The following is a 23,988-nucleotide window of genomic DNA, read 5'->3' on the forward strand; positions in this document are numbered from 1 at the left end:
GCTGATAAGTGTTCGATAGCTAAAGCTAACCAGAAGTTAGCGTTTAAACCCTAAAAGTTAGGGGAAATTGGATAGAGCCAAGAGATTGGTTGCCTTAACAAAACCGCTGTATTAACAAAGACAAAACCATAAAAACGATTAATAAGAAGATGGTGTTTGTTAGGCGAAGTAACAAAAAATAAAGATAAGTGAGTTTTCTTAGATTCGTGCGGTTGATGTGAGTCAATTGGCGATAAAGTTTCTGTGGCTCGATTAGTCATGGGAAAAAAATAGCGATAAATCGCAAAAATAAAACTAAAAAACGTGATGAAGTTTTGCTGTTTTCAGCAACAACTTTCTATAACTCCTTAAACTAAAAATAAGATAGGTTGCTATGAATAACTCCGTCCAACCCAATGTGGCTCTGAGTGGCGTCTTTAAGCGCTACGGTACAACTGAAGTTGTAAAAGGTATTGACCTTGAGATTGGCAAACAGGAATTTGTCGTGCTTGTTGGTCCTTCTGGTTGTGGTAAATCAACGACATTGCGAATGATCGCTGGCTTAGAAGGTATCTCTGAAGGAGAGGTTTCTGTTGCTGGTCGAGTCGTAAACGAAGTGGCTCCAAAAGATCGCGATGTTGCGATGGTTTTCCAAAACTATGCGTTGTATCCACATTTAAGCGTCTACGACAATATTTCTTTTGGTTTGAAATTACGTAAGGTGAATAAGGAAGACACTGCCGCGGCGGTGAGTGAAGCTTCCGGAATCTTAGGTCTAGATCAATATCTAGAGCGTAAACCTTCTGACCTTTCTGGTGGTCAGCGACAACGTGTTGCAATGGGTCGTGCGATTGTTCGTCAGCCTGAAGTTTTCCTATTTGATGAACCTCTTTCTAACCTTGATGCTAAATTACGGACGCAGATGCGTGCTGAAATTAAGCGTCTGCATTCTCGTTTAAAAGTTACCACTGTTTATGTGACCCACGATCAGGTCGAAGCAATGACATTGGCCGACCGAATTGTTGTTATGCGCGACGGTAATATTGAGCAGGTGGGTACACCAATGGAAGTGTTCACTAAACCGGCGAACACTTTTGTTGCTGGCTTTATGGGTAGCCCTCCAATGAACCTTATTGAAGGTGAAGTGAAACTGGGTGCAGGCGGTGCGTCAGTTGACATCGGCGGCGGCAATATTATTCCAGTGCCACCAAAAGACGGTATTGAATTAACTGAAGGTCAAAAAGTGATTCTAGGTATTCGCCCAGAAGATTTAGAACTGACCGCGTTAGAGGGTGGCAACTACGTCAAGATCGATTGCGAAGTTGACTTGGTTGAGCCACTAGGCGCCGAGGCGTTATTGCACATTCACATCGCAGGTAAAGCGATGGTTGCAAAAGAGCAAAGCCGTAGCCTAGATCTTAACGCGGTTGGCGACGCCAAAGAAATTTATGCCAACCTCGATTACTTGCATCTGTTTGATGCTGAAACTGAAAAATCGATTTACTGATAGGTGATATGATGGATACTCCAACCACACTAAAATCGCCTACAGAAGGCGGCTTTGCTGCTCGTCTGGTGGCGAATTTTAAAGAAAAAGCAAAAATAATCCGAGAGGATTGGCAGATCTATGTGCTGTTGGCACCGATGGTGATCTGGTTTATTACTTTCTTGTATCTACCGATGGGCGGCTTACAAATTGCGTTTAAAGACTTCAGTCTATTCCGTGGTATCTATGGTTCGGAATGGGTTGGCTTTGACCATTTTATGGTGCTCTTTAATGACGAACTCTTTTTGCGATCAGTTAAAAATACTTTCATGATCAGCTTTTTGAGTTTGTGTTTTGCCTTCCCTGTGCCAATTATTTTGGCGCTGATGTTCAATGAGTTGCACCACGCTATCTTTAAGCGTACGGCGCAAACCATTGCGTACTTACCGCACTTTATCTCTGTTGTGATTGTTGCCGGTATGGTGATTAGCTTTTTATCACCGACAACCGGATTGGTGAACCTAATCTTAGATCGTATCGGTTTAGATAAAGTTTACTTCCTGACAAACCCAGACTATTTCCGTCCTATCTTCATTGGTTCGAGTATGTGGAAAGAAGCGGGCTTTGAATCGATCGTTTACTTAGCAGCAATTGCTGGGGTGAGTCCATCCTTGTATGAGTCTGCCAAGGTTGACGGTGCAACACGTTTCCAAATGATTCGAAAAATCACCTTACCTTGTATTTTGCCGACCATCATCATTATGTTGATTATCCGTATCGGTAACATGGTTGAAGTGGGCTTTGAGTACATTATTTTGCTTTACCAGCCATCAACATTCGAAACAGCGGACGTCATCAGTACCTATATTTACCGTATTGGTTTATTGGGTAGTCAGTATGACATTGCCGCCGCTGCCGGTTTGTTTAATGCGGTCATTGCATTCGCCATGGTATGGACTGCGAATAAAATTAGTCGCAAGTTCTCACAATCGTCATTGTGGTAAGGGTTATTAATTATGTCAGAATTTAATGTATATTCTCGTGGCGATAGAATCTTCGGTATACTCAATGCAACACTGATCTTTTTGTTTGTGTGCAGTACGCTATATCCGTTTATTTATATTGCATCAGCTTCAATCAGTTCCGGCTTTGCTGTTTCTTCTGGGCAGGTTATTTTCTTCCCGAAAGAAGTCACTCTTGCCGCATTTGAAAAGGTATTAAGTGATCCCGTTTTTTGGACTTCATATGGCAATACCTTTTTCTATACTTTCTTTGGTACCTTGACCAGTTTGGCGATTATTATTCCTGGTGCTTATGCACTGTCGCGCAAGCGTCTAATGGGTCGTCGTTTCTTTAACCTGTTCATTGCATTTACCATGTGGTTTAACGCCGGCATGATCCCAATGTTCTTAAACCTTCGTGACTTAGGTTTACTTGATTCACGTTGGGGTATCTTGATTGCGTTTGCCTGTAACGCCTTTAATATTATCCTGTTGCGTAACTTCTTTGAGTCGATTCCAGAATCGTTTGAAGAGGCCGCACGTATGGATGGTGCGAATGACTTCAATCTGTTGTGGCGAGTTTATATCCCACTTTCTAAACCAGCCATTGTGACCATTACGTTGTTCTGTATTGTGGCTCGTTGGAACGGTTATTTCTGGGCTATGATCCTGTTACGCGATGAGAATAAAATACCATTACAGGTTTACCTGAAGCGTATTATTATTGAAGCGAATATGGATGACGAATTTGCTGCATCGTTATTAACCAACTCATACTCTTATGAGACGATTGTTGCGGCGATTATTGTCGTGTCTATTATACCGGTTCTGTTGATCTATCCTTATCTACAGAAACACTTTAACAAAGGTATTATGTTGGGAGGCGTGAAAGAATAACGATCTGTTATTAAGTTGTAAGTGAGTAATAAAAATAAAAGAAAATCTTGTAACTAACGGAGAACAATAATGATTAAAAAAATAGTTCCGATCGCAGCTGGCTTAGCCATGGCGTTGTCTATTGGCAATGCAACGGCAGCCGATGACTCAGAATATCGCGTGGTCGATAAACCACTAGACCTAACAATCCACATGCACTTCCGTAACAAATATGCATGGGATGAAAACTGGCCGGTGGCTAAAGAGTATGAGCGACTAACAGGTATTAAGCTTATCGGTACAGCTTCCAGCGTATCAACAAACAGCCTTGAATCGTTTAACCTGATGCTAGTGTCTGGTGACCTACCTGACGTAGTCGGTGGTGACTCACTAAAAGACCTGTTCTTTAAATACGGTATGGAAGGTGCGTTTATTCCATTGAATGACTTAATTGATGAGCATGCGCCGAATCTAAAAGCATTCTTTGAAGAGCATCCACGTGTTGCGCAAGCGATTACCGCGCCAGATGGCAAGATTTATCACATTCCATACGTTCCAGACGGTGTTACAGGTCGAGCTTATTTCATTCGCCAAGACTGGCTAGACAAGTTAGGTCTAGAGCAGCCGAAAACGGTTGATGAGTTGTACGACGTACTTGTAGCGTTCCGCGATCAAGATCCAAATGGCAACGGTATCAAAGATGAAGTGCCTGCGTTCTTCCGTCATTGGCAAGAATTTATTCGCCTAGTGACATTGTTCGACGCTCGTTCTACTGGCTCTGAAAAATACCACCAGTACTACATTGATGAGTCTGGCACTGTACATCACCCATACGCAGAAGAAGCGTACCGTGATGCGATGGTTCAGCTTATTAAGTGGTACAACGAAGGCTTGATTGATAAAGAAGTCTTTACTCGTGGCTCAAAAGGTCGTGAATACTTACTGGGTAACAACCTAGGTGGTTTCACACACGATTGGTTCTCAAGTACTGCTGGTTATAACACGTCATTGCGAGATCGTATTGAAGGCTTTGACCTTGTACCGTTCTTACCGCCTGCATCACCAAGTGGTCGCGTGCTTGAAGAACACGGTCGTGCTATGATTAAGCCGGACGGCTGGGCAATTACCTATGCCAACAAACACCCAGTAGAAACGATCAAGTACATGGACTTTGTGTTCTCGGATAAAGGTCGTAACATTTCTAACTTTGGTGTTGAAGGCGAAACTTGGACCATGGTTGACGGTAAGCCACAATTCACCGATGAAGTTTTATCATTGCAAGACGGCCCGGTGAATTCTCAAATGTGGTCTGTTGGTGCGCAAATTCCAATTGGTTTCCACCAAGATTACAGCTACGAAGATCAATGGACTAACGATATTGCTCGTGAAGGTATTGCAAAATACGTCGCTTGTAATTGTATTGCCGAGCAGTTCCCAGGTGTCGCCATGACTGTTGCTGAACAGAAGGTTTGGGACAAGTACTACACCAACCTTGAAACCTACATGTTAGAGCAGCAGCAACGTTGGGTATTAGGTTCAGCAGATATCGAAGCTGAATGGGACAACTACGTGGCTCGCCTTGATAAATTAGGCCTTAAGAAAGTCTTAGCAGCCGTTCAGACTGCTTACGATCGCCAGTTTAAATAAACATCGTACTGACGGTTTCCACTTTTATTAAAGGCGCTTTTAGCGCCTTTTTTTGTTGAAAGAATTTAACATGCTAATCTCAAAAGAAAACCTCAAACAAAATGTCTCTTTAGCTTGGCCGTTGGCCATGAACTCGGTACTGATGCAATCGATGGTGTTAATCGATCTGCTATTGGTTGCGCCCTTAGGTGAAATTTCGATTGCCGCACTGGGGATTACCTCAGCCATTGTTAGCCTGTTGATAGGTCTTCAAAATTCACTCGGTAACGGGACGCAAATGATTATTGCGCGCGCAACCGGAGCTGGAGAAACGCAAAAAATCTCCACCGATTTGATGTCTGGTTTAACGGTCAATATAGGCTTTTCGGTGTTTGCATTTCTTGCTTTGTGGTTGGGTGCGTCACCCTTACTCGCGTTGGTGTCAGACAATCCAGATATTATCGTGCAAGCGTTGCGTTACTTGCATGTCGCCATGTTTACGATTCTCGTGTCGTCTTTAACGCAGGTAATCATTGTTTATTTTAATGCCAGTCGGCAAACCCGCATTCCGATGTATGGCTTTATGATCGAAATCCCCTGTAATTTTTTAGTCAGTTGGGTGCTGGTTCATGGCCTATTTGGCGTGCCGGAAATGGGTTTGCAAGGTGCAGCCATTGGTAGCTTAGTTGCTGTCTTTATTCGTTTAGTTTATTTGTTGGTGATGGTCAGAAACGAAAAAAACTTAGATGTGCCTTATGGTTATCGCCATATGAGTCGCAGTACCGTTTGGGCGCATATTGTTGAAGTTTCTCCTATCGCAGCCAATTTTTTAGTGCTCATGGGCGGTATGACGCTATACCAAATGCTGTTCGCGCAATTAAGTGTCTACGATTACGCGGCCATTACCTTGATCTATCCGTGGATGCGTATCGGAACCCAGTTTGTTAATGCTTGGGCGCAGGCCTCGGCAATTACTGTTAGCCAGCATATTGGCCGGAATACTGTAAGTGAGATTCCTGAGTTTGTTCGTCAGGCGGTTAATATCACACAAATTTTGGCGGTCGTGGTGGCGCTGATGTTTTTCTTGTTCAGTTTTATCGTGCCCTATATTTACCCGAATATCGAAGTTGAAACGATGCATGCGCTAGCACTCATCGCACCGATTTATATTGCAACGCCACTGGTGCGTACTTACAACACCATTTGTGGTCATGCCTTACGAGCGATGGGCGATGCCTATAAAGTACTGCGTGTGCATGTGGTTACTCAGTGGGTTGTGGCGCTGCCATTATGCGTGCTCTGTATTTATTTAGGCTTACCCGTTTATTTGGTATTTGGCGTCACTCTGCTTGAAGAGTGTTTAAAGGTGATTAATTTTAGAGCCATTAAGGCAAAAAGACTAAAAGCCTATCAGGTCTTGTCGGCATAGCACTGTATAGCTTTGCCGTTATAGAACCGTAGTTATAGAATTTTAGTTATAGCTAAGCGGCGCGGTAGTTGTTTTGCGCCGCTTACATTTTACTGAGCGCTAAAGACAATATCGCCGTAATAGGCGGTGGCATTGCCGCCAGCGTTATCGGTATCTGTCATGATGACCACGGCATCAATGTAGCGATACTTTTGTAGGTTTTTGCGCTCACTGCCTTGGTCGCCAAATTGCGCGATCAAGTCTTCATACACATTACGCTTTTCTTGATACCACTGCTGCTTGTTGGCGTTAGCATCTTGCAAGGCCAGCATTCGAACCGCATCGCCAGCAAAGGCATTATCCCAAGACTGCCCTGTACTGTTGTCGTTACTCGACCAAAGGTAGGTTAACGCCTTGGTGTTCCAAAATACTAAGCCGCCGTCGATCACAACATAAACTCTGGCTGCAAAGTCGTCGCCGGTTTTGCTTTGCTCATCTAAGGATTCAAGAGGTGTATCGACACGCCATTGCCAACTCATATAGGGCGTTTCTTGCAGGTCTATTTGTTGTTCAAGAATAATCCCCGAAGCGCTGGCTTCGGCTTCTGCTTTAAGGCGGGTTACGCCATCTAGGTTTGTTAGGCTGTATTGGGTTTCGCCAACAAAGGATTTGGTTTGCCATTGTTCAGGTTTGGCATTGGCAAAGTCAGTGAGGTTTTGGCCTGTAGCGTTAAAGCTTAGGCTGAAAGCTAACGCTAAAAGTATCAATTTAGATCGTTTCATAAAAATTCCGCTTTACAGTGATTCTGCAACTAAGAGAGAGCATAAGCAGGAAAAGTTCCGGCTATTAAACGTAAACTAGTTAAGCTAAAAAAAGCTAAATTTAAGAATAGCTAAACTTAAAAATTTAATTGGCAATTTGGCAGCGAAACAAAAGAGAATAGAGCGCAGGGAGCTGAATAGAGATCGGCAGGAAGTTTACCTGCCGCCGTAGCAGCAGGTTTAACGATTTAGCTGAGTGCTTTTTCTAACGGTGGAATAATCTGCTTTTTACGGCTAAGTACACCGTCTAACCAAGCTTTGCCATCGGTAAAGTTGGCACCAAAGGCGCGTTCGGCCAGTGTCTCATCGTTGGATACAACAATAACTTCAGAGCCTTCTTTCATGATGTCGGTTAGCACCAATATCATGGTGTGGCGTTCACCTTCGGCTTTCAGTTTAACCAACTCGGCTTCGAGTTCAGCTTTGATGGCGGTAAAAACTGAGTTATCAATCGCTTCCAATTGGCCTACACCAACCTTGTTTCCAGACATAGAAAAGTCTTTAAAGTCGCGAAGTACGAGGTCGCGTGCAGGCGTGCCTTCAACGGCCGATTTCACCTTAAACATCTCAATGCCTAATGCTTGAGCATCATCAACACCGGCGATGTCAGCAAGTTCTTGAACCACTTTTTTATCGAGTTCTGTACAGGTTGGCGATTTAAAGATAACGGTGTCGCTCAAAATAGCGCACAGCATAATGCCTGCAATGTCTTTAGGAATGCTGAGGCCGTGGTAGTGATACATCTCGGTGATGATGGTGCAGCTGCAACCGACTGGGCGAATCCAGCACTCTAGAGGCGCAGATGTAGTGATATCGCCTAGTTTGTGGTGATCGACAATGCCCAGTACAGTGGCTTCGGCCAAATCATCTGGCGATTGTGCAAGGTCCGAATGGTCAACGATATAAACGCTTTCGCCAGCGACACTGGTTTTTAGTTCTGGCGTCGGTTGGTTGAATCGATCCAAAACGAACTGTGTTTCAGGGGTGACATCGCCTTGACGAACAGGGATGACATCTTCACCCAACTGGTTTTTAAGGTCTGCCAAAGCAATAGCAGCAACAATAGCGTCGGTATCAGGCGTTTTGTGGCCAACCGCGTAAAAAGGCATATACATAGTCTCCATAATTTTTAGCAGCCATATTCTACCGTGCTTTTGCCGCCGATTAAATGAACCCTGCAACATAACAAATCAGCCATAGACACAAGCTCGGCGAGCCTTTAGCATTCGCCGGCAGCTTTCCCGTACGGCTGATACTACATTCACCTCAATATATGGACTCCACCTTGCTGACCACCGCTAATATAACCATGCAGTTTGGCGCTAAGCCGCTATTTGAAAATATCTCCGTTAAGTTTGGCGACGGCAATCGCTATGGCCTCATTGGCGCCAACGGCTGCGGCAAATCGACGCTGATGAAAATTCTCGGTAACGACTTAGAGCCCTCGTTAGGTAATGTCTCAAAAGACCCTAATGAACGCATTGGTAAGTTGAAGCAGGATCAGTTCGCTTATGAGCAATACAGCGTGATTGATACGGTCATTATGGGCCACGATGAGCTCTGGCAGGTGAAATCTGAAAAGGACGCCATTTACGCCAAGGCCGAAATGACCGAAGCAGACGGTATTCGTGCCGGTGAATTGGAAGGTGAGTTTGCCGAGATGGACGGCTATTCCGCAGAAGCTCGTGCCGGTGAACTGCTATTGGGCGTCGGTATTCCCATTGAACAGCATTACGGCCCAATGAGCGAAGTCGCACCCGGTTGGAAGCTGCGAGTGCTATTGGCGCAGGTGTTGTTTTCTGACCCAGACATCATGTTGCTCGACGAACCGACCAACAACTTGGACATCAACACCATTCGTTGGTTGGAAGGCGTTTTAAACGAGCGCCAATGTACCATGATTATTATTTCGCACGACCGTCACTTCCTAAACAGTGTTTGTACGCACATGGCCGATTTGGATTATGGCGAGCTGCGCGTTTACCCAGGTTCGTACGATGAATATATGACCGCCGCCACTCAAGTACGTGAGCGGTTACTGGCTGATAACGCCAAGAAAAAAGCTCAAATTGCTGAGCTTAAAACCTTTGTCAGTCGCTTTTCGGCCAATGCATCGAAATCAAAGCAAGCAACCTCGCGTGCTAAACGTATCGATAAAATTGAATTGGCCGAGGTGAAGCCTTCCAGTCGCCAGAATCCATTTATTCGATTCGAGCAAGAGCAAAAATTACACCGCATGGCATTAGAAGCCGAAGGCTTGAAGAAAAGCTACGATGAAACTCTATTTCAAAATCTCGACCTAAAAATTGAAGTCGGTGAACGCGTTGCCATCATTGGTGCCAACGGTATTGGTAAATCGACGCTAATGAAATGTTTGGTGGGTGATACAGAATTAGACTCCGGCACTATGAAGTGGTCAGAAAATTCTAATATCGCCTATTACGCTCAAGATCACGCAGCAGACTTCCAAGTTGATAAAACGCTGCTGGAATGGATGGGCGATTGTGGTAAAGAGGGCGATGACGAACAGGTTATTCGTGGCACCTTAGGCCGCCTGCTATTTTCACAAAATGAAATCAATAAAAAAGTATCGGTGATTTCTGGTGGTGAACAAGGCCGCATGCTGTTCGGTAAAATGATGTTGCAACGACCGAATATCATGTTGATGGATGAACCGACCAACCACTTAGATATGGAATCGATTGAATCACTCAACCTTGCGTTAGAAAACTACGAAGGCACCCTGTTGTTTGTCAGCCACGACCGAGAATTTGTGTCGAGTTTGGCAACGCGTATTTTAGAAATTACGCCAACTGGCATTGTTGACTTCCACGGCAGTTACGATGACTATTTAGAAAGTCAGGCAGCAAGCTGATCGGCGTTTTTTATATGAGTGACTATTTTCAATAAAGCTGAATAGTGACTCATTGTTACTTGTTTTAATCAGCGAGCTGACTGGCAACCTAAATACGTTCATATGTGCATACTATCCAATAAATGACTTCAGCCGAAAAAATTGATTATTCTCAGCCGATAACCTCATTAAAATAATAATTGAGCCTAGCATTTGCTTGGCAGTATTTAATAAAAAACAACCCGCGACCGCCGAGCTAAGGCGCCACCAAACATAAATTGTTAAACATGTTAGAGAGTACTCTTGTTATAGTGACTTCGTCTAAAGTTTGTCAATAATATGTTAATCGTCGATTTAGTCCCCATACACATTAATAGCAATAGTTTTGAACCTAGGTAAAACACCTGCGGTAGAAGGGAAAATAATGCAAGTTATTCAAGTTCGGCAGCAGGCTTACCAGCTAAAAGCATGGGTGAGCAGTATGATACCTAATCAAGAAAGTAGCGTTGGTACTGGTGAGTACCGCATTATAAACCAAAGCCATCGACTGATTTTTTTGGTTAGCTGTGTTTGTTTGGCTACCTTGTTAGCAGGCTGTGCTTCGCCGGGGGAGAAACAAAACAATACAGACGACAGCACCGAGGCTACCGAACCTGTTGCGCCTTATGAGCAGGATTTTCAGGGCGACGATGTTGTTGAGTTTGAGCCGTCACCAGACCCGCTAGAGCGAGTCAATCGGCTGACCTTTGTGTTTAATGATGTCACTTATCACTATCTTTTTATTCCCGCTGCCAAGCAATACCAGAAACTACCGGAGTTTATGACCGGTGCGATAGGCCACTTTTTTTCTAACCTTGGCGAACCGCTATCGGCAGGTAACCATCTACTGCAAGGCGACGTCGGCGATATGACCGCGAGTATTGTACGCTTTGGTGTTAATTCGACGGTTGGTTTGCTCGGGGTGTTTGATGTATCTAAATCTGCTTTAGATATTGAAAAGCGGGAAACCGATTTTGCAGATACGCTATCAACTTGGGGCGTTGGTGCAGGGCCATATGTTGTTATTCCTCTGTTAGGGCCTTCGGATTTTCGCGGTGGCGGAAGCTTACTGGTTAATGGTTTTGCCAATCCGATAAGACTGGTTCCAGATAGAGAGGTTAGGCTAGCGCTTTTAGCAACGGATGCTTTCCAATCCCAAGCATCAACCATTGTTTACTACGATGATTTGGTTGAAGAAATCGAAGATCCTTATGTATTTTTAAGAGAGCTGTATGTGCAAAGCGGTAAGCGCGACGAGTATAAAGAACGCCTTCGCACCGAAACTGAAAATAAACCCTAATCGAGTCTGTTGCCATTAAGGATCAACTTAACATGTACCAATATAAACGTGTCAGTGCGCTTTTAGTTGTTGGTTTTTTAGCGCTTGGCGCAGTGCTGTCTATGACGGGATTAAATAAATTCTCGTTCGATGCTTCTGCCGATACATTAATCGATACCTTAGACTCAGATTACATTCGTACACAAGTTAACGCTCAAATGTTTGGTCAAAAGAGTTTTATTATAGTGGCCTATAAGCCAGAGGACAAAAAAACCTTCTCGGAACAGGTCCTTAGTAAAATTCTTACCACCGAAGAAGAGCTGGTGGCATTAGATGGTGTCGAATCAACATTAAGCTTGGCAACAGTGCCCATCTTTATCAATATTGATTATCTTGAAAATGCCCTTGATGTCGAAGACCTCAGTTGGAAATCAAAAAGACAATCAGCTGAAACCCTAAGCCGCGCGACAAAAAGCCATCCAATTTATGAAAATGCTCTGGTTAACGAGCAGCAAGACACACTGGGCATACAGGTTGTCTTTAAAGCAGATGAGAATTTAGCCCAAGCACAAGCGAAAATAACGGCAATCAAAGAAAAGACCTTAAATGCAACATTGTCCGACGAGCAAACACAGCAATTAGAAGATTTGACAGAAGAGCGCGATCATCTTGAAGTAGAATACACAGAAAAAATTAACCAGACATTAGCTGAAGTACAACAGGTATTAAAGCCGTTAAAACAAACAGGTACGGTTTATGTTGGCGGTAATAGGCAGTTGGGTTACGAGCTTAAAAATATTATTAGCCGCGATCTATACACCTTTGGTCTGATAATTTCTGGCCTAATTATTGTTATGTTGGCCGCACTTTTTAGGCAGGTGACTTGGGTTGTTTTGCCGATGATCACTTGCGCAATGGCCTTGTTCACAACGCTCAGTTCGCTAGGCCTATTGGGTTTTAAAGTGACGGTTATTTCGGCGAATGTCATTACCTTACAAATTATATTAACGCTTTCTATTATCATCCACTTAATTGTCGAATATCGGCAGTTAGCCAGTTTAGACAGCGGTAAATCCCATGGTGAATTAGTCTCGCAAATGGTGCGTAATAAGTTTAAGCCCTGCCTATTTGCTGGGTTAACAACAGGACTTGGGTTTGGCTCACTGGTATTTTCTGGGATACAGCCGATTATCAGTTTTGGTTGGATGATGATGATTGCTCTATCGGTGTCTATTGTCGTGGCTTTAGTGTTTTTCCCCGCAATGCTGCGTTTGGTTAGAATGTCGGATAAAGTAAAAGCACCACCTTTACTAATAAAAAAAATTCTTAATGCCTGTGCTGTATTGGTCGGTAAAAGACGCAAACTATTATTATTGGGTTGGTTCATTATTGCAGCGACGAGCACCTTGGGTATATTTTCTTTAAACGCTAACAATAGCTTTGTGAATTATTTTCGAGAATCGACCGAGACTTACCGAGACTTAGCCTTTATCGACCAAGAGTTTGGTGGTTCGGTATCGCTGGATATCGTGTTCCATGCCGAAGAAGACTCGGATTATGCATTTGACCAACCATCATTAAGCGCCATCCAGTCGATTACCGAACAGCTTGATAGTATTGAGGAAACCGGTAGCGTTAGCTCTATTGCAGATTTCACTCGCATCGCACGTGTTGCAACCGGTAAACCGATGACGATCTATGAGGTGAACGCCATCTATGAAGCATTGCCGACCGGAGTTCGGGATCAGTTGGTACAGCCTTATTTCCATGAAGAGTCAAAAACTCATCGTATTAGTGTGAGGATTAAAGACAGCGCCAGTGATTTTGATAGACAAGCGCTAATAACAAAAATAGCCAACATAGCCGCCGAGCAAACATCAGAAGATAACCCAGCACAATTATCGAATGTATTTTTGTTGTATCAAAAAATAATCGCTAAATTAGTGGATTCTCAGGTAAAAACACTGGCGATTGTCTATGCGGTGATGCTGGTATTATTGATCGGTTTGTTTGGTTCGTTGCGCATAGCGATTATCGCCTTACTGCCCAACTTCGCGACAACCTGTATTCTTTTTGGTGTCATGGGCGTCACCGGAACGCCGCTTGATTTAATGACAATCACCATAGCCGCCGTTGCTATCGGTATTTCTGTTGATGATACAATTCATTATATTCATCGTTATCTAAAGGAACAGGCAAACGACAGTTCCGATGCTATTAAGGCCACCCACATGAGTGTAGGTTATGCGTTGCTATATACCACGTTAATTATTGTGATCGGTTTTGGCTCGTTAGTGTTTTCGGATTTTATGCCGAGTGTCTATTTTGGTTTTCTGGCCTCAATAACAATGCTAGTCGCATTACTCTGCGATGTCACATTATTGCCTGCCTTGTTAAGCAAGAAGAAATAGATGAAACGCGGCTGATTGGTTGATTGCCGAAAAATAAATTGGTGAATCTTAAAGCGCAACCATAATATTCTGTTGCTCGGACTACGACGGGGCGTGAAATATAAAACCAATGTATTACTAGGCGATGTCTGGCTAGGCTCTGCGGTAAAAAAATTAACCGGAATCGTTAGTTTTGCAGTCAATTTTTTAGTTGATAAAAAAAGGGCGAGACGCCCTTAATGACCAAGTCAGACACCTTGTATTTGCATGCCAGTTGTCTTGTCAACAATACTCGGTGTTGCTAAAACTAATGACTAGGGCGAGCGCCTTCGCCTGGCGGTGGGCCCATTGCATCCATAAGGTCTTGTTCAGACAGGCCAAGTTTTTCTGCCGCGACAGCTAAGTCAGGATGTTGGCCCGGCTCTGGTTGACCAAGCGCGTCGATTAAATCTTGCTCGGCGATGCCAAGGCTAGTGGCGATTTCGGCAAAGTCTGGCCCCGGTGGTCTGGGTCTGTCGTTATCTGCTGCGGTAGCAAAGCCGAGGCTTAAAGCGAGGAGTGTGACAGCGAAGCTGCGAATCAGAATTTTCATTGGCGGCACCTATAGAGTGGTTTGTTATTTGAGGATTCAGTTATCGTTGTAATGAGCCTTCATTACATAGCGCTGAATCCAGTATCGCCAAAACAACACAGATGCCAATTGGATAAATTAAAATTTATCAAGAACTCCATAATTTGATTGCGCAGCGCTGACAGCCAATGCAATTTGTTCTGTTATTTACTCAGCTTCTGCACAATTTCTTTAGGTACGCCTGGTCGGCCATTAGCCTGAGCGCCAGTGCCAAAAACGACAGCGGTGACACACAGGCGGTTATCCGATTTTCTGATGATACGTTGGTCAAAGCGAAACCGAACTCGATCATGCATAGAAAAATCAACGCTGACAAAAAATTCATCGCCACTGACTAAGGAGTGTTTGTAATCTAGTTCGGCGCGAGTGACTACCAAGTTCAGTCCTTGCTCTGCCAAGCCAGCAAAGCTGATGCCGTGAGCAGTTAAAAATTCATGACGAGCATGTTCTAAGTAATTTTGATAAACTGCATTGTTAACAATTTTTTGTAAGTCGCATTCGTAGTCGCGAACCTTAAAGTGCTCAACAAATTGATACTGGTTAGTTGCTGTATTAGCAGTTGTAGTGTTAGTTTTTTCAGTATTAGAGTTCTGCATAGTTACTCCTTATAAATTAGAAAGCTGCGCATACATAATATGTTGCGGCCCTGCCGAACCACCCTGATACAGCTCGTTAGTATCAATAAAACCAGCTTGGTTATAACAGTGATGCGCGGCTGGGTTTTTACAGTTAACGGTGAGGTAAATGCAGTCATGATTCGAATAAAGTTTAGGTAACTGCTGTAATAAAAACCGCACCGACTGTTTGCCGAAGCCTTTGCCTTGGTGTATCGGGTCGATAGTAAAGCTTCTTAAGCCAAGGCTTGCCGGTTTGCAGAAATCGTACCGCGAGTTAAATTGAGTATCGATTTTAAAAAAGCCAATAATTAATTCGTCAGCTTTAATAACATAAGCATTATCGCTAGGTTCGAGTGCACTCAAAAACTGTTCACCATTAGCAGAAAATTTATTTTGCTGCTCACTAAGAACAATCTGCTTAATGGCAGGATAATGCAGAGTGGTTAAACGTTCGATGACCATCATCATAACAAAGCTATTTCCCCTTTAATAAGTCGATTTGTTCAGCAAGCCCAGCCCAACGCTCTACGCCCTGGTTGACGGCCTGCTGCCAAACAGAACGTTGACCAAGTACCTGAATATGATTTTTGGCGCGGGTTAAACCGGTGTAAATCAGTTCTCGGTTAAGCAGATAAGATTGTTCGCTCGGCAGTAACAGCGCTACCTTATCGAATTCTGAGCCTTGGGTTTTATGAATGGTCATGGCGTAAACCGGTTCGTGTGCTGGCAGCCTACCGGGCGTAATAGCTCGCAGGCCTTGCTCTGTTTCAAACCACACCATCAGCTGTTGTTGCTCGTCTGGCCAAACCATGCCGATATCACCATTGTAGAGTTTTAAACCATAATGGTTTTGGCTGATCATGATCGGTTGGCCCTGATAAAACAGCTGTTGATTAACATTTACCTGCTGGCTAATGCGCTGGTTTAGTTGGTTAATTCCGTGTTCGCCGTCGCGAGTCGCTGCAAGTAAACGAAACCTTTTAAATAGCGCTAGCGCGTCAGTAACATTGGCCTGTTGGCTAATGGGTTTGATGTATTGGCGTAACCAATGATTGAGTTGTGTATCGAACTGCGGCTCTTCAAACCATTCAAGGTCTGCAAAGTTATCGAAACAATCGAGGCTTTGTTTTACCTGACCGGTAATAACGGCTTTTGCTAATGCACCAATGCCGCTTTGCTGTGAAAAACGACGACTGTCGATAAGCGCCGTCATGCGGTTGCTGTGCACTTGGTTTTCATCGCTAGGCTTGAGGTCGATACCTAAACGTTTTAATTGTTGGCAATGCAGTGCGTCGAACTGGTTTAGTTTGTCGATTGATAAGTCAGCCAGCACACTACCGGCGGCAACCGATGGCAGCTGATCGGCATCGCCTAATAAAATAACTCTAGTGCTGGGTTTTAAGGCGCGGCTGAGTCGCGTCATTAAGGGCAGATCAACCATCGAAACTTCATCGACCAATAACACATCGGCATCGATAGGGTTCTGTTGATCATGACGAAACTGAATGCTGTTGGGAATAACGCCGAGTAAGCGGTGTAAGGTGCTGGCTTCGTCAGGAATACTTTCGCGTGTGATCATATCCAAATTAAGCTCGGCCTTTGCTTGGCGAATAGACTCCGACAAACGCTGTGCTGCTTTACCGGTCGGCGCGGTCAATTTGATCTTTAATGATGAGCTGCTGAGCATAACCAATAACGCTAAAATACGCGTCACGGTATAGGTTTTACCGGTGCCCGGGCCACCCACAATAATCGAGAAACGGTTCAGTAAACTGTTGGCCGCAGCAACCTGTTGCCAGTTTGTTGTTTCCGCCGTGCTGTCAAAAAGTTCAGCCAGTAATGAGCGGGCGCGTTTTATCTGTTCGCTGGTTAGCTTGTCGTTATGTTGTTCATGTTGATGGATAAAATTGGCCAGCTCGCGTTCAAATAAAAAGTAGCGACGAAAATAAAGCCTGCCTTGCGTTAGTACAATGGCAGCGTTGTCTTCGGCTGAGATGGCAAATTGTTGTAACACAGCAAGCCATTGTTCGGCTGGTGGCAACGGCAGATAACCCCAATCTTGCAATTGGTTGTAGGGAGCTTGAGTTAAACAGCGTTGTAACGATAAACAACTATGACCCTGCTGTAATGAAAAGCTTAACAGCATGATCGACTGCTCAAGAATCTGTCGCGCTTGAACATCAATAACCTCGTTACTAACCGGACTAATTTTGCTGGCGATTATTTTAGCGCTGTAACGGTCGATAGCTTGAAAGGGTGATCGAGGCGTTTGTGCGTCGCGGGTTTCGGTCATCGTTACGCAAGCTCCGTTGGTTTAGAGAAAATAGCATCGAGCCTGTTTAGCTCTTCTGCCGAGACCGTTCGGTGATAAATACCTTGGCTATTTTCAGTATTCATACCGCGCAAATAAAAATAATAAACGCCACCAAAGTGCTGCTCGGGTTGATAATTAGGCAGCCGGTTTTTTAAATAGCGATGTAAGGCTAAGCAATAAATAAAATACTGAACATCGTAATTTGAGTGATAAATATTTTGCAAAACCTGACTGGCAACGTAGTCGTCAACGCGGCTACCTAAATAGTTAGATTTATAGTCGGCAATATAAAATCGGCCCTGATGCTGGAAAATTAAATCGATAAAGCCGTGCATCATACCCTTTAGGTGAGAGTGCCCCGGCAACTGGAAATCAGCTTGACGACGCTGGCGAATAAACTCGGCCAATGGTTTGCTCTCGCCGCCTGCCATTGGGAAATAAAACTCCGCCTCGCGTAACGTCGTTTGCCAACTGAGATCAGCCAGCTTGCCACCTTGAGGCAGTGGCGCGTGCAGTATTTGCTCCAACCACTGGCGCAATTCTGCTTCACTGAATGTTTCGGTTAGGCTGGAATAGCGCGTTTGGCATTGTTGATAGGCCAGCTCAAAATTAGGCTGGTTGAAATCCAATTGCTCTAAGGTGTCGTGCAGCAGGTTACCTGCTTCGGCACCTTTAGCCAGACGAAAACGCAGCTCGTTGCTCGGCAATTCGACCACATCAACCGGCTGAGGGTCGCGATCTGGCTGATCGTGGTAATTGTGCTTTAAGTTACGAGTCAGCGATGAAAACGAGCTTAGCCACCAGTCGCGCTCAATGTGACCTTGGAACGTAGCCACACTGATTTCGGCTTGGCTGGCATCTGTTTGCCATCTCTGTTGGCCGATATCTGTTTCAGCAATGGTTAGCCAACTGAGTGGTTCAACAAGCGGGAACTGCTCTTTTATAAAGCCGTTCAATTTTAATGTTTGCCCTAACGACGATTGCTTAAATGAGCTGAAGTTTGCGGCGCAAATATAGAGCCGCAATTTGGCACGAGTCGCGGCGACATAAAAAAGCCGAACCCGTTCAGCGGCTTCTTCTTCAGCTGCCAGACGAATAACCTCGTCAGAATGCAGATAGCTTTGCTTTGCCTGAAAACTACTGCGGTCGTGGTAGCGTAACAGTGCCGGTGTTTTATTGGATTGCGAATAAAAACTAACAAATGGCAAAAATACGATCGGGTATTCCAAGCCTTTCGAGCCGTGCATGGTGACAATCTTTATAAGATCGTCGTCGCTGTCTAACCGTAAGCTGGTTTCATCAGTAGCGCGGTTGTCTTGCTGAATGGTTTGCGCAAACCAGTGCAGAAGAGCTTCTGGTTCACGTAGCCGAGTGCTTTCTTTTTGCAATAATTCTGCAAGGTGCAGCATGTTGGTGAGCTGGCGCTGTGAGTCGGTTGAAAACGGATATTGGCCGTACTGCAACACACTTAGCAGCATGCTCATCAAGCCTTTCGTTTGCCATTGATTACGCCACTGCTCAAAACGTGTCAGCCAAGTTGCCCAATGCTGTTCATTAGTTTGCAGCTGGTCGAGCTGACTAACCGACAACTGCAACCAATGGCTGGCCAGAGCGCTGACAAACAATCGGTCGTCTTGGTAATGCCAAATGCCTTGCAGCAATTGGTGTAGCTGACCTGCCTCATGGCTGTTAAAAACATTATCGCGCGCGCTTAAAAAAACCGATGCTAAGCCCGCTTCACTCAATGCGCCCTGTAATAATTGCGCTTCACTGTGGCTGCGTACCAGCAGCGCGATATCGCCGGGTTTGATTGCATTGGCTGGCTCGCCAGTAGCCTCGGCAGGCTGGACGTTGACCTCTGTTAGCAGATGAATAATTTCTTGTGCGCACCAGCGAGCGATGCTACCGCAAAAGGCTTTATTCAGGCCACGGCTAGGCATTTCTTCCGGTTCAATGTTGACCCACTGCACAGCGCTGCGCTCATTAGAATCACTAAAGTTTGCGCTGCCAAGCGCGGCATCCACTTTGCGGTAGTCTATATCAAAACCAAAAGTACGGCTGTTGTGCTGTTCTTCATCGGCTAAAAAGATGCGGTTGTAGCCTTCCACAACCGCCTGACTAGAACGGTAGTTGGTATTCATCGACCAATGGTGTTTAGCCTGCTGTTTGGCTTTTAAATAGGCGAAGACATCACCACCGCGAAATGAATAAATAGCCTGCTTTGGGTCGCCGATTAAACACATAAAGGCTTCGCTACTGGCCGGATAAATTTTATCTAAAATAGCGTATTGGTCTGGGTCGGTGTCTTGGAATTCATCAACCAGAACGGCAGGGTAGCTTTGTTGCAAGGCGCTCGCTAAGGCATCGCCTTGGCTAGAAAAGAGGCTGTGTTTTAGCTGGCTAATAAGATCGTTAAAGTCGAGCTGGTCGAGTCGTGCTTTTTCGCTTGCCGCACGTTGACGAATAAATTCGACACCTTCCAGCGCAGCGCAAATCAGCGCGGCCTTCTGTTGCTGTTTTAGCGCACTGATAAATTCTCGGCTACTGCTGAGGCTGGCTTCTTTGGCTTTGCCATCGAAGCAGCGCTTAATAATGTCTTGGCTTAAGTTGTTAAGACACTGCCAGTCGTTTTCTGCAACGGCGGTATTGATCAGCTCTAAATCTTCAATATTGTTTGCTAACCGCCCGGCATTAATACGCTTGGTTTCAACATTTAATTTAATAAAGGCTTTTTTCTCTTCTGGCCAGTGTTGCAAAAACTGTTGCCATTTGGGTTCTATCGCTTGCAGCTGTGGTTTTTCAATATCATCGCTGGTGGTTAAGGCAATGCGCCAATGGGCAACAAAATTTTCAGGTGTTGGCCAAGCATCATGCAGCTGAGCAAAATCGATTTGGTCGATATTGTGGCGATAAAAATCTTCCGCTGCTTGCAGTAAAATATCGTCGCTGTCGCCATCTAGGTTTAAATTAAAGCTCGCACCGCTTAAAAAAGCTTGCTCTGCTAAGGCGCGTTTGCAAAAGCCATGAATGGTAAAAATACTGGCTTCATCTAAATGCAAAATGGCTTGTCGCAATTTAAAGTCGGCTTGTTCAGCACTCAAAGTTTGACGCAATTGCACGACAGTGGCTTCTTCGCTTTGTAGCCAGTGCTGGCGAGTGTCACGTAAAAACTCACTTAACCGGCTGCGCAGTTCTGCCGTCGCGGCGTTGGTAAAGGTCATTACCAATATTTCTTGCACCGATAGGTTTTTTTCTAGCAGCAAGCGCAGGTAGAGCCGCAAAATATTGTAGGTTTTTCCGGTACCGGCGCTGGCTTCAATCAGGTGGCTTCCGGTTAGCGGCAGTGCAGTAATGTCTAACGGTTTCATTTACTGCTCCTCATCCAACAGAGTGATTTCGCTGTGATCTAAAAGCGGTTGATAAAGCCCGCGCAACTGCTGCTCTAATGCTTCAAAGTCTGGTTCGGTTGCAAAGAAATATTGCATGTAGGGATCATCCATCAGCCCGAACTTCCGTGTATCGCCATACCAGCTGTTATACCAATCTTGGCTACGATTTTTTTCTCGTAATAGGTTAACCAGTAACTGGCTGTGTAATGGCAGCGGTTTATTCATACCTTGGCGAATAATATCGAATAAGGCTTCGAGCTGAGCTTTAGCATGTTCCGTTGGCGCGAGTTTCAGTATTTCTGTGCTGTCGTCTTTACCGCGGTACAGGCCAACCGTTTCACAGGGTTGTTGCACATTGGCGCAAAGGTGACTGAGCCATAGGGTGATAATGTCCTTACCTTTTAAGTTCGCCGGTCGCCAAAAAATTAATCGATCTTCAGTTTTTGGTAGCGTGGCAGCTAATTCGATATTTCCCAGAACGAGGTTAAGTTTTTGCGCTGAAACTTTTTTACCGCCTAGCTCAGCCAGTTGTTGAGAAAAGCTTTGTGCTTGCTGTTTCCAACTGTCGAGCTGATCATCAATAAAGCGATGCTCGGGTAACGCACTGGCCGCTTGCAGTCGCTCGATGTAATCGTTTGGCTGTTGCAAACCAGTGAGTTGATGATCAATTTCAGCGGCTTGGATGTTGTAACGATCAAGGTGGCTCAAGGCGAAAGGTTCACTGTCTTCTAACTCGACAGACTGATGGTTATGCAAAAATAACCCGAGTCGTTTCTCGGCAAAAAACTTCGCCGGGTGACTAAAAAATTGAATCCACTCGTTCAGGTGCCAATCGGTTTTTAACTGTTCGAATGCAGCTAGGTCGTTTTGTTGCGTTGTATCTTCTGGCTCTTTTATAAGCTCTAGCCATTGTTTATTAAACGACGGTTTAGCCGCTTGGTAGTTTTCTAAGCTAAAGGGTTGCAGCGGTACTGCGTGAATATCCCGCTCGCTATTAAATTGAAAGCGTTTGCTTAGGTAGTCGAGTAATTCGGCCAACACCAGTGACGGCGGTTTGGCTTCATTGTTGCGAACATCAAAGCCTTGGTAACTTAAGTACAGGCTTTGGCGGGCGGATAAAATAGCCTCTAAAAATAAATAGCGGTCGTCGCCACGACGAGAACGGTCACCAAGTCTGGGTTTGTCGTGTGCCATTAAATCGAAGCCCAATGGCGGTCGGTTACGTGGAAAGTCGCCGTCGTTTAGACCCAGTAATGCAACGACTTTAAAGGGCAGCGATCGCATTGGCACTAACGAACAAACGGTAATTTGGCCGGTCATAAACTGGCTACCGGTTTGCTCTGGGCTGGCGAATGAGTTTTCTAACACGCTGCGCATTACCGAGAGCGGAATGGTTTGCTCGTTCATTTGCGCACGGTTGGCAAATTCGGTGGCATCGTTAATGGCTTTTAAAATAGTTTGGCCGCTGCGCTCAAATTCTTGCTCACTAGACATTAGCGCTAATTGGATATTGTCGATCAAGTACTGCTGCCACTGTGTTGGCGTGCGTTCTTTGTTCAGTGTCGAACGGGCATCTTCGAGTTGATTCAAAATATGAATCAGCTTGCCAAGCAAAATTGCATCGGCACCTTCAACATGCGACAAGTAGAGTTGCTCGCCGACAAGACTATCTTGATCGCTAAAGGCAAAACCCAATAACAGCCTTTCTAGCCCCTGCTGCCATGTGTAGTGTTGTGTCACAGGCCCGTCGATCCATTGGCTTTTATGCTGTTGGTTTAAGCCCCAGTGGATGTTCGCGGCCTCAAGCCAATGTTCTATTTGAGCTAAGTCAGCTTCGGCCAATTCAAATTTATTGGCGATGGCAGGCACGCGTAACCAGCTTAATATTTGGCTGACTTCGAAACGCGCATCCGGCAGGCTGAGCAATTCTAAAAAGGCGGCAACCGTTGGGTCGGCATCCTTTAAGTTTCGGTCTGCTACGGAGCAAGGCAGTGGCGGACTGGCAGCGTCGATGTTGGCAAAGCTCGGCGCAAAGACGGCATGTACAAAGGGCGCATAGTTCTCAATATTCGGGCACATCACCACGACATCTTTTGGTGTCAGTGTCGGGTCGCTATTAAATTGATGCAGCAGCCAGTCATGCAATGCTTGCACTTCGCGCAGTGCACTATGGGCTTTGGCGATATGAATGCTGTCATCTAAGGGTTGCTCGCTCGGCGCTTTGCTGCCGTCTTGCAGGGTTAAAATATCCTGCTGCACTTGCGCCAAAGAGGTTGCTTGCTCGTTGCTAGAAAACACCGGTGTATCGTAATGCGCTTTGTCAGATAACAGCCGAACAAAGGCTTGGCCTTGCTGGCCTAAGCTTGCCAATAAGGGGTTGCCAGTTTCGGTATAGAGTTCTTCTAGTGGCGCAAGTGAACTGGCGCGTTGCTGCATGCGCTTTGCTTCTAGCTTGAGTAATTGCTTTTCAGATTTAATCTCGTCCCAATATTCCGCGCTCGGGTTGAGATAAAACAGGTGGATGTCGGTTTCGCAGCGCTCAGAAATTTGGTGCAAAAAGTCCAACCAGATAGGCGCTAACGAATTAATACCGAATAAATAAAAGCACGACGGCAAGGGTTCAGCGGGTGAATCCATCTGTGTTAATGCAAGGCGAATTAACCGCAACGGGTGATTGTTATCTTGCTTAACTAATAGCCGCCAAAGCTCTGCTTGCCACTGTGCTTGTTCGGGCATTGCATCGGATTGCTCACCAGCTTCCCATTGGTCAATCCAGTCGGGCCGAAACATAAGGTACTGTTCATACAGGTCGGCCAACTGTTCGGCCAGTTGAAAGCGGCGAGCCTGTTGCAAATAGCTGGGTGCTTGCTGCCAGTAATGGGTCGGCTCGTTCATCAGCGGATTTTCTAGCACTGAGGTTTGCTGTAACAGATGGTAGATGCGCCAACTTAATATTTCTCGGCTATAGGTGGAGCGGTCGGGCACTTGGTCGCTGCCGATAATTTGCCGAATAAGGTCCCAAAAAAAACGTACCGGCAGCGGGTACTTCATGTTCATGCATATTTGGCTGTTGGGTAACTGTGCAATCGCCATGCTGAGCCAGTGCTGCATGCCAGGGTGCTGAACTAAAACGCTTTCACTGCTGAAGGGGTTTTGAGCGACGGCGCGGGAGACCTCATTAAATGCATAGACCAAGTTTTCCATACGATTGGAAGGGTAGGTATAAAACATTGTCGCTCCAAAAAATAAAAAGTGTACCACGTTTTTTTACTTGGCAA

At 45.1% G+C, this 23,988-nt stretch carries 16 protein-coding genes; 8 read left to right on the plus strand and 8 right to left on the minus strand.

Annotation, left to right across the window (positions count from 1 at the left end; genetic code table 11):
• Positions 1-373: 373 nt before the first annotated feature.
• The 5 genes from FME95_RS12590 (at position 374) to FME95_RS12610 (ending at position 6,397) form a co-directional block, all read left to right on the plus strand.
• Positions 374-1,486 carry an ABC transporter ATP-binding protein gene (locus FME95_RS12590; protein ID WP_147714855.1) on the plus strand — a complete coding sequence of 371 codons (1,113 nt, stop codon included), beginning with the start codon at positions 374-376 and terminating at the stop codon, positions 1,484-1,486.
• 11 nt (positions 1,487-1,497) lie between these two features.
• A complete protein-coding gene (locus tag FME95_RS12595; protein WP_147714856.1) occupies positions 1,498-2,469 on the plus strand; it encodes an ABC transporter permease in 972 nt (323 codons plus the stop codon).
• Positions 2,470-2,481: 12 nt separating this feature from the next.
• Positions 2,482-3,363, plus strand: coding sequence for a carbohydrate ABC transporter permease (locus FME95_RS12600; protein WP_147714857.1), 882 nt, complete (start codon positions 2,482-2,484; stop codon positions 3,361-3,363).
• Between the two features lie 69 nt (positions 3,364-3,432).
• Positions 3,433-4,989, plus strand: coding sequence for an extracellular solute-binding protein (locus FME95_RS12605; RefSeq protein WP_222709988.1), 1,557 nt, complete (start codon positions 3,433-3,435; stop codon positions 4,987-4,989).
• Positions 4,990-5,059: 70 nt separating this feature from the next.
• Positions 5,060-6,397: an MATE family efflux transporter gene (locus tag FME95_RS12610; RefSeq protein ID WP_147714858.1), complete on the plus strand. Its 1,338-nt coding sequence runs from the start codon at positions 5,060-5,062 to the stop codon at positions 6,395-6,397.
• 89 nt (positions 6,398-6,486) lie between these two features.
• On the opposite strand, the gene FME95_RS12615 is transcribed toward FME95_RS12610, so the two are convergent.
• Both FME95_RS12615 and FME95_RS12620 read right to left on the minus strand, forming a co-directional pair.
• The gene (locus tag FME95_RS12615) at positions 6,487-7,158 is read right to left on the minus strand and encodes a DUF3047 domain-containing protein (RefSeq protein ID WP_147714859.1); all 672 of its coding nucleotides are present in this window, start codon (positions 7,156-7,158) and stop codon (positions 6,487-6,489) included.
• A 227-nt stretch (positions 7,159-7,385) separates the two neighbouring features.
• Positions 7,386-8,306, minus strand: a complete 921-nt coding sequence (locus tag FME95_RS12620) for a manganese-dependent inorganic pyrophosphatase (RefSeq protein WP_147714860.1) — start codon at positions 8,304-8,306, stop codon at positions 7,386-7,388.
• Between the two features lie 176 nt (positions 8,307-8,482).
• Here FME95_RS12620 and FME95_RS12625 point away from each other — a divergent pair, with 176 nt between their 5' ends.
• The 3 genes from FME95_RS12625 (at position 8,483) to FME95_RS12635 (ending at position 13,780) form a co-directional block, all read left to right on the plus strand.
• Complete coding sequence (locus FME95_RS12625; RefSeq protein ID WP_147714861.1) at positions 8,483-10,072, plus strand: ABC-F family ATPase; 1,590 nt, start codon at positions 8,483-8,485, stop codon at positions 10,070-10,072.
• A 403-nt stretch (positions 10,073-10,475) separates the two neighbouring features.
• Positions 10,476-11,390: an MlaA family lipoprotein gene (locus FME95_RS12630; protein WP_147714862.1), complete on the plus strand. Its 915-nt coding sequence runs from the start codon at positions 10,476-10,478 to the stop codon at positions 11,388-11,390.
• Positions 11,391-11,422: 32 nt separating this feature from the next.
• The gene (locus tag FME95_RS12635) at positions 11,423-13,780 is read left to right on the plus strand and encodes an efflux RND transporter permease subunit (RefSeq protein ID WP_147714863.1); all 2,358 of its coding nucleotides are present in this window, start codon (positions 11,423-11,425) and stop codon (positions 13,778-13,780) included.
• A gap of 286 nt (positions 13,781-14,066) precedes the next feature.
• Here the strand turns inward: FME95_RS12635 and FME95_RS12640 are convergent, their stop codons facing one another.
• The 6 genes from FME95_RS12640 to recC form a co-directional block, all read right to left on the minus strand.
• Positions 14,067-14,351 (minus strand): hypothetical protein, encoded by a 285-nt coding sequence (locus tag FME95_RS12640; RefSeq protein ID WP_147714864.1) that lies wholly within the window; start codon positions 14,349-14,351, stop codon positions 14,067-14,069.
• Positions 14,352-14,533: 182 nt separating this feature from the next.
• Positions 14,534-14,986 (minus strand): acyl-CoA thioesterase, encoded by a 453-nt coding sequence (locus FME95_RS12645; protein ID WP_147714865.1) that lies wholly within the window; start codon positions 14,984-14,986, stop codon positions 14,534-14,536.
• 9 nt (positions 14,987-14,995) lie between these two features.
• Complete coding sequence (locus FME95_RS12650; RefSeq protein ID WP_147714866.1) at positions 14,996-15,475, minus strand: GNAT family N-acetyltransferase; 480 nt, start codon at positions 15,473-15,475, stop codon at positions 14,996-14,998.
• Between the two features lie 7 nt (positions 15,476-15,482).
• On the minus strand, positions 15,483-17,300 hold the full coding sequence (gene recD, locus FME95_RS12655) for an exodeoxyribonuclease V subunit alpha (RefSeq protein WP_147714867.1): 1,818 nt from the start codon (positions 17,298-17,300) through the stop codon (positions 15,483-15,485).
• A 2-nt stretch (positions 17,301-17,302) separates the two neighbouring features.
• Entirely contained in the window at positions 17,303-20,689 is a 3,387-nt protein-coding gene (recB, locus tag FME95_RS12660; protein ID WP_147714868.1) for an exodeoxyribonuclease V subunit beta, read from the minus strand.
• Positions 20,690-23,941, minus strand: a complete 3,252-nt coding sequence (recC, locus tag FME95_RS12665; RefSeq protein WP_147714869.1) for an exodeoxyribonuclease V subunit gamma — start codon at positions 23,939-23,941, stop codon at positions 20,690-20,692.
• Positions 23,942-23,988 lie beyond the last annotated feature (47 nt).

It is taken from the genome of Reinekea thalattae (assembly GCF_008041945.1).
GTDB lineage: Bacteria > Pseudomonadota > Gammaproteobacteria > Pseudomonadales > Natronospirillaceae > Reinekea > Reinekea thalattae.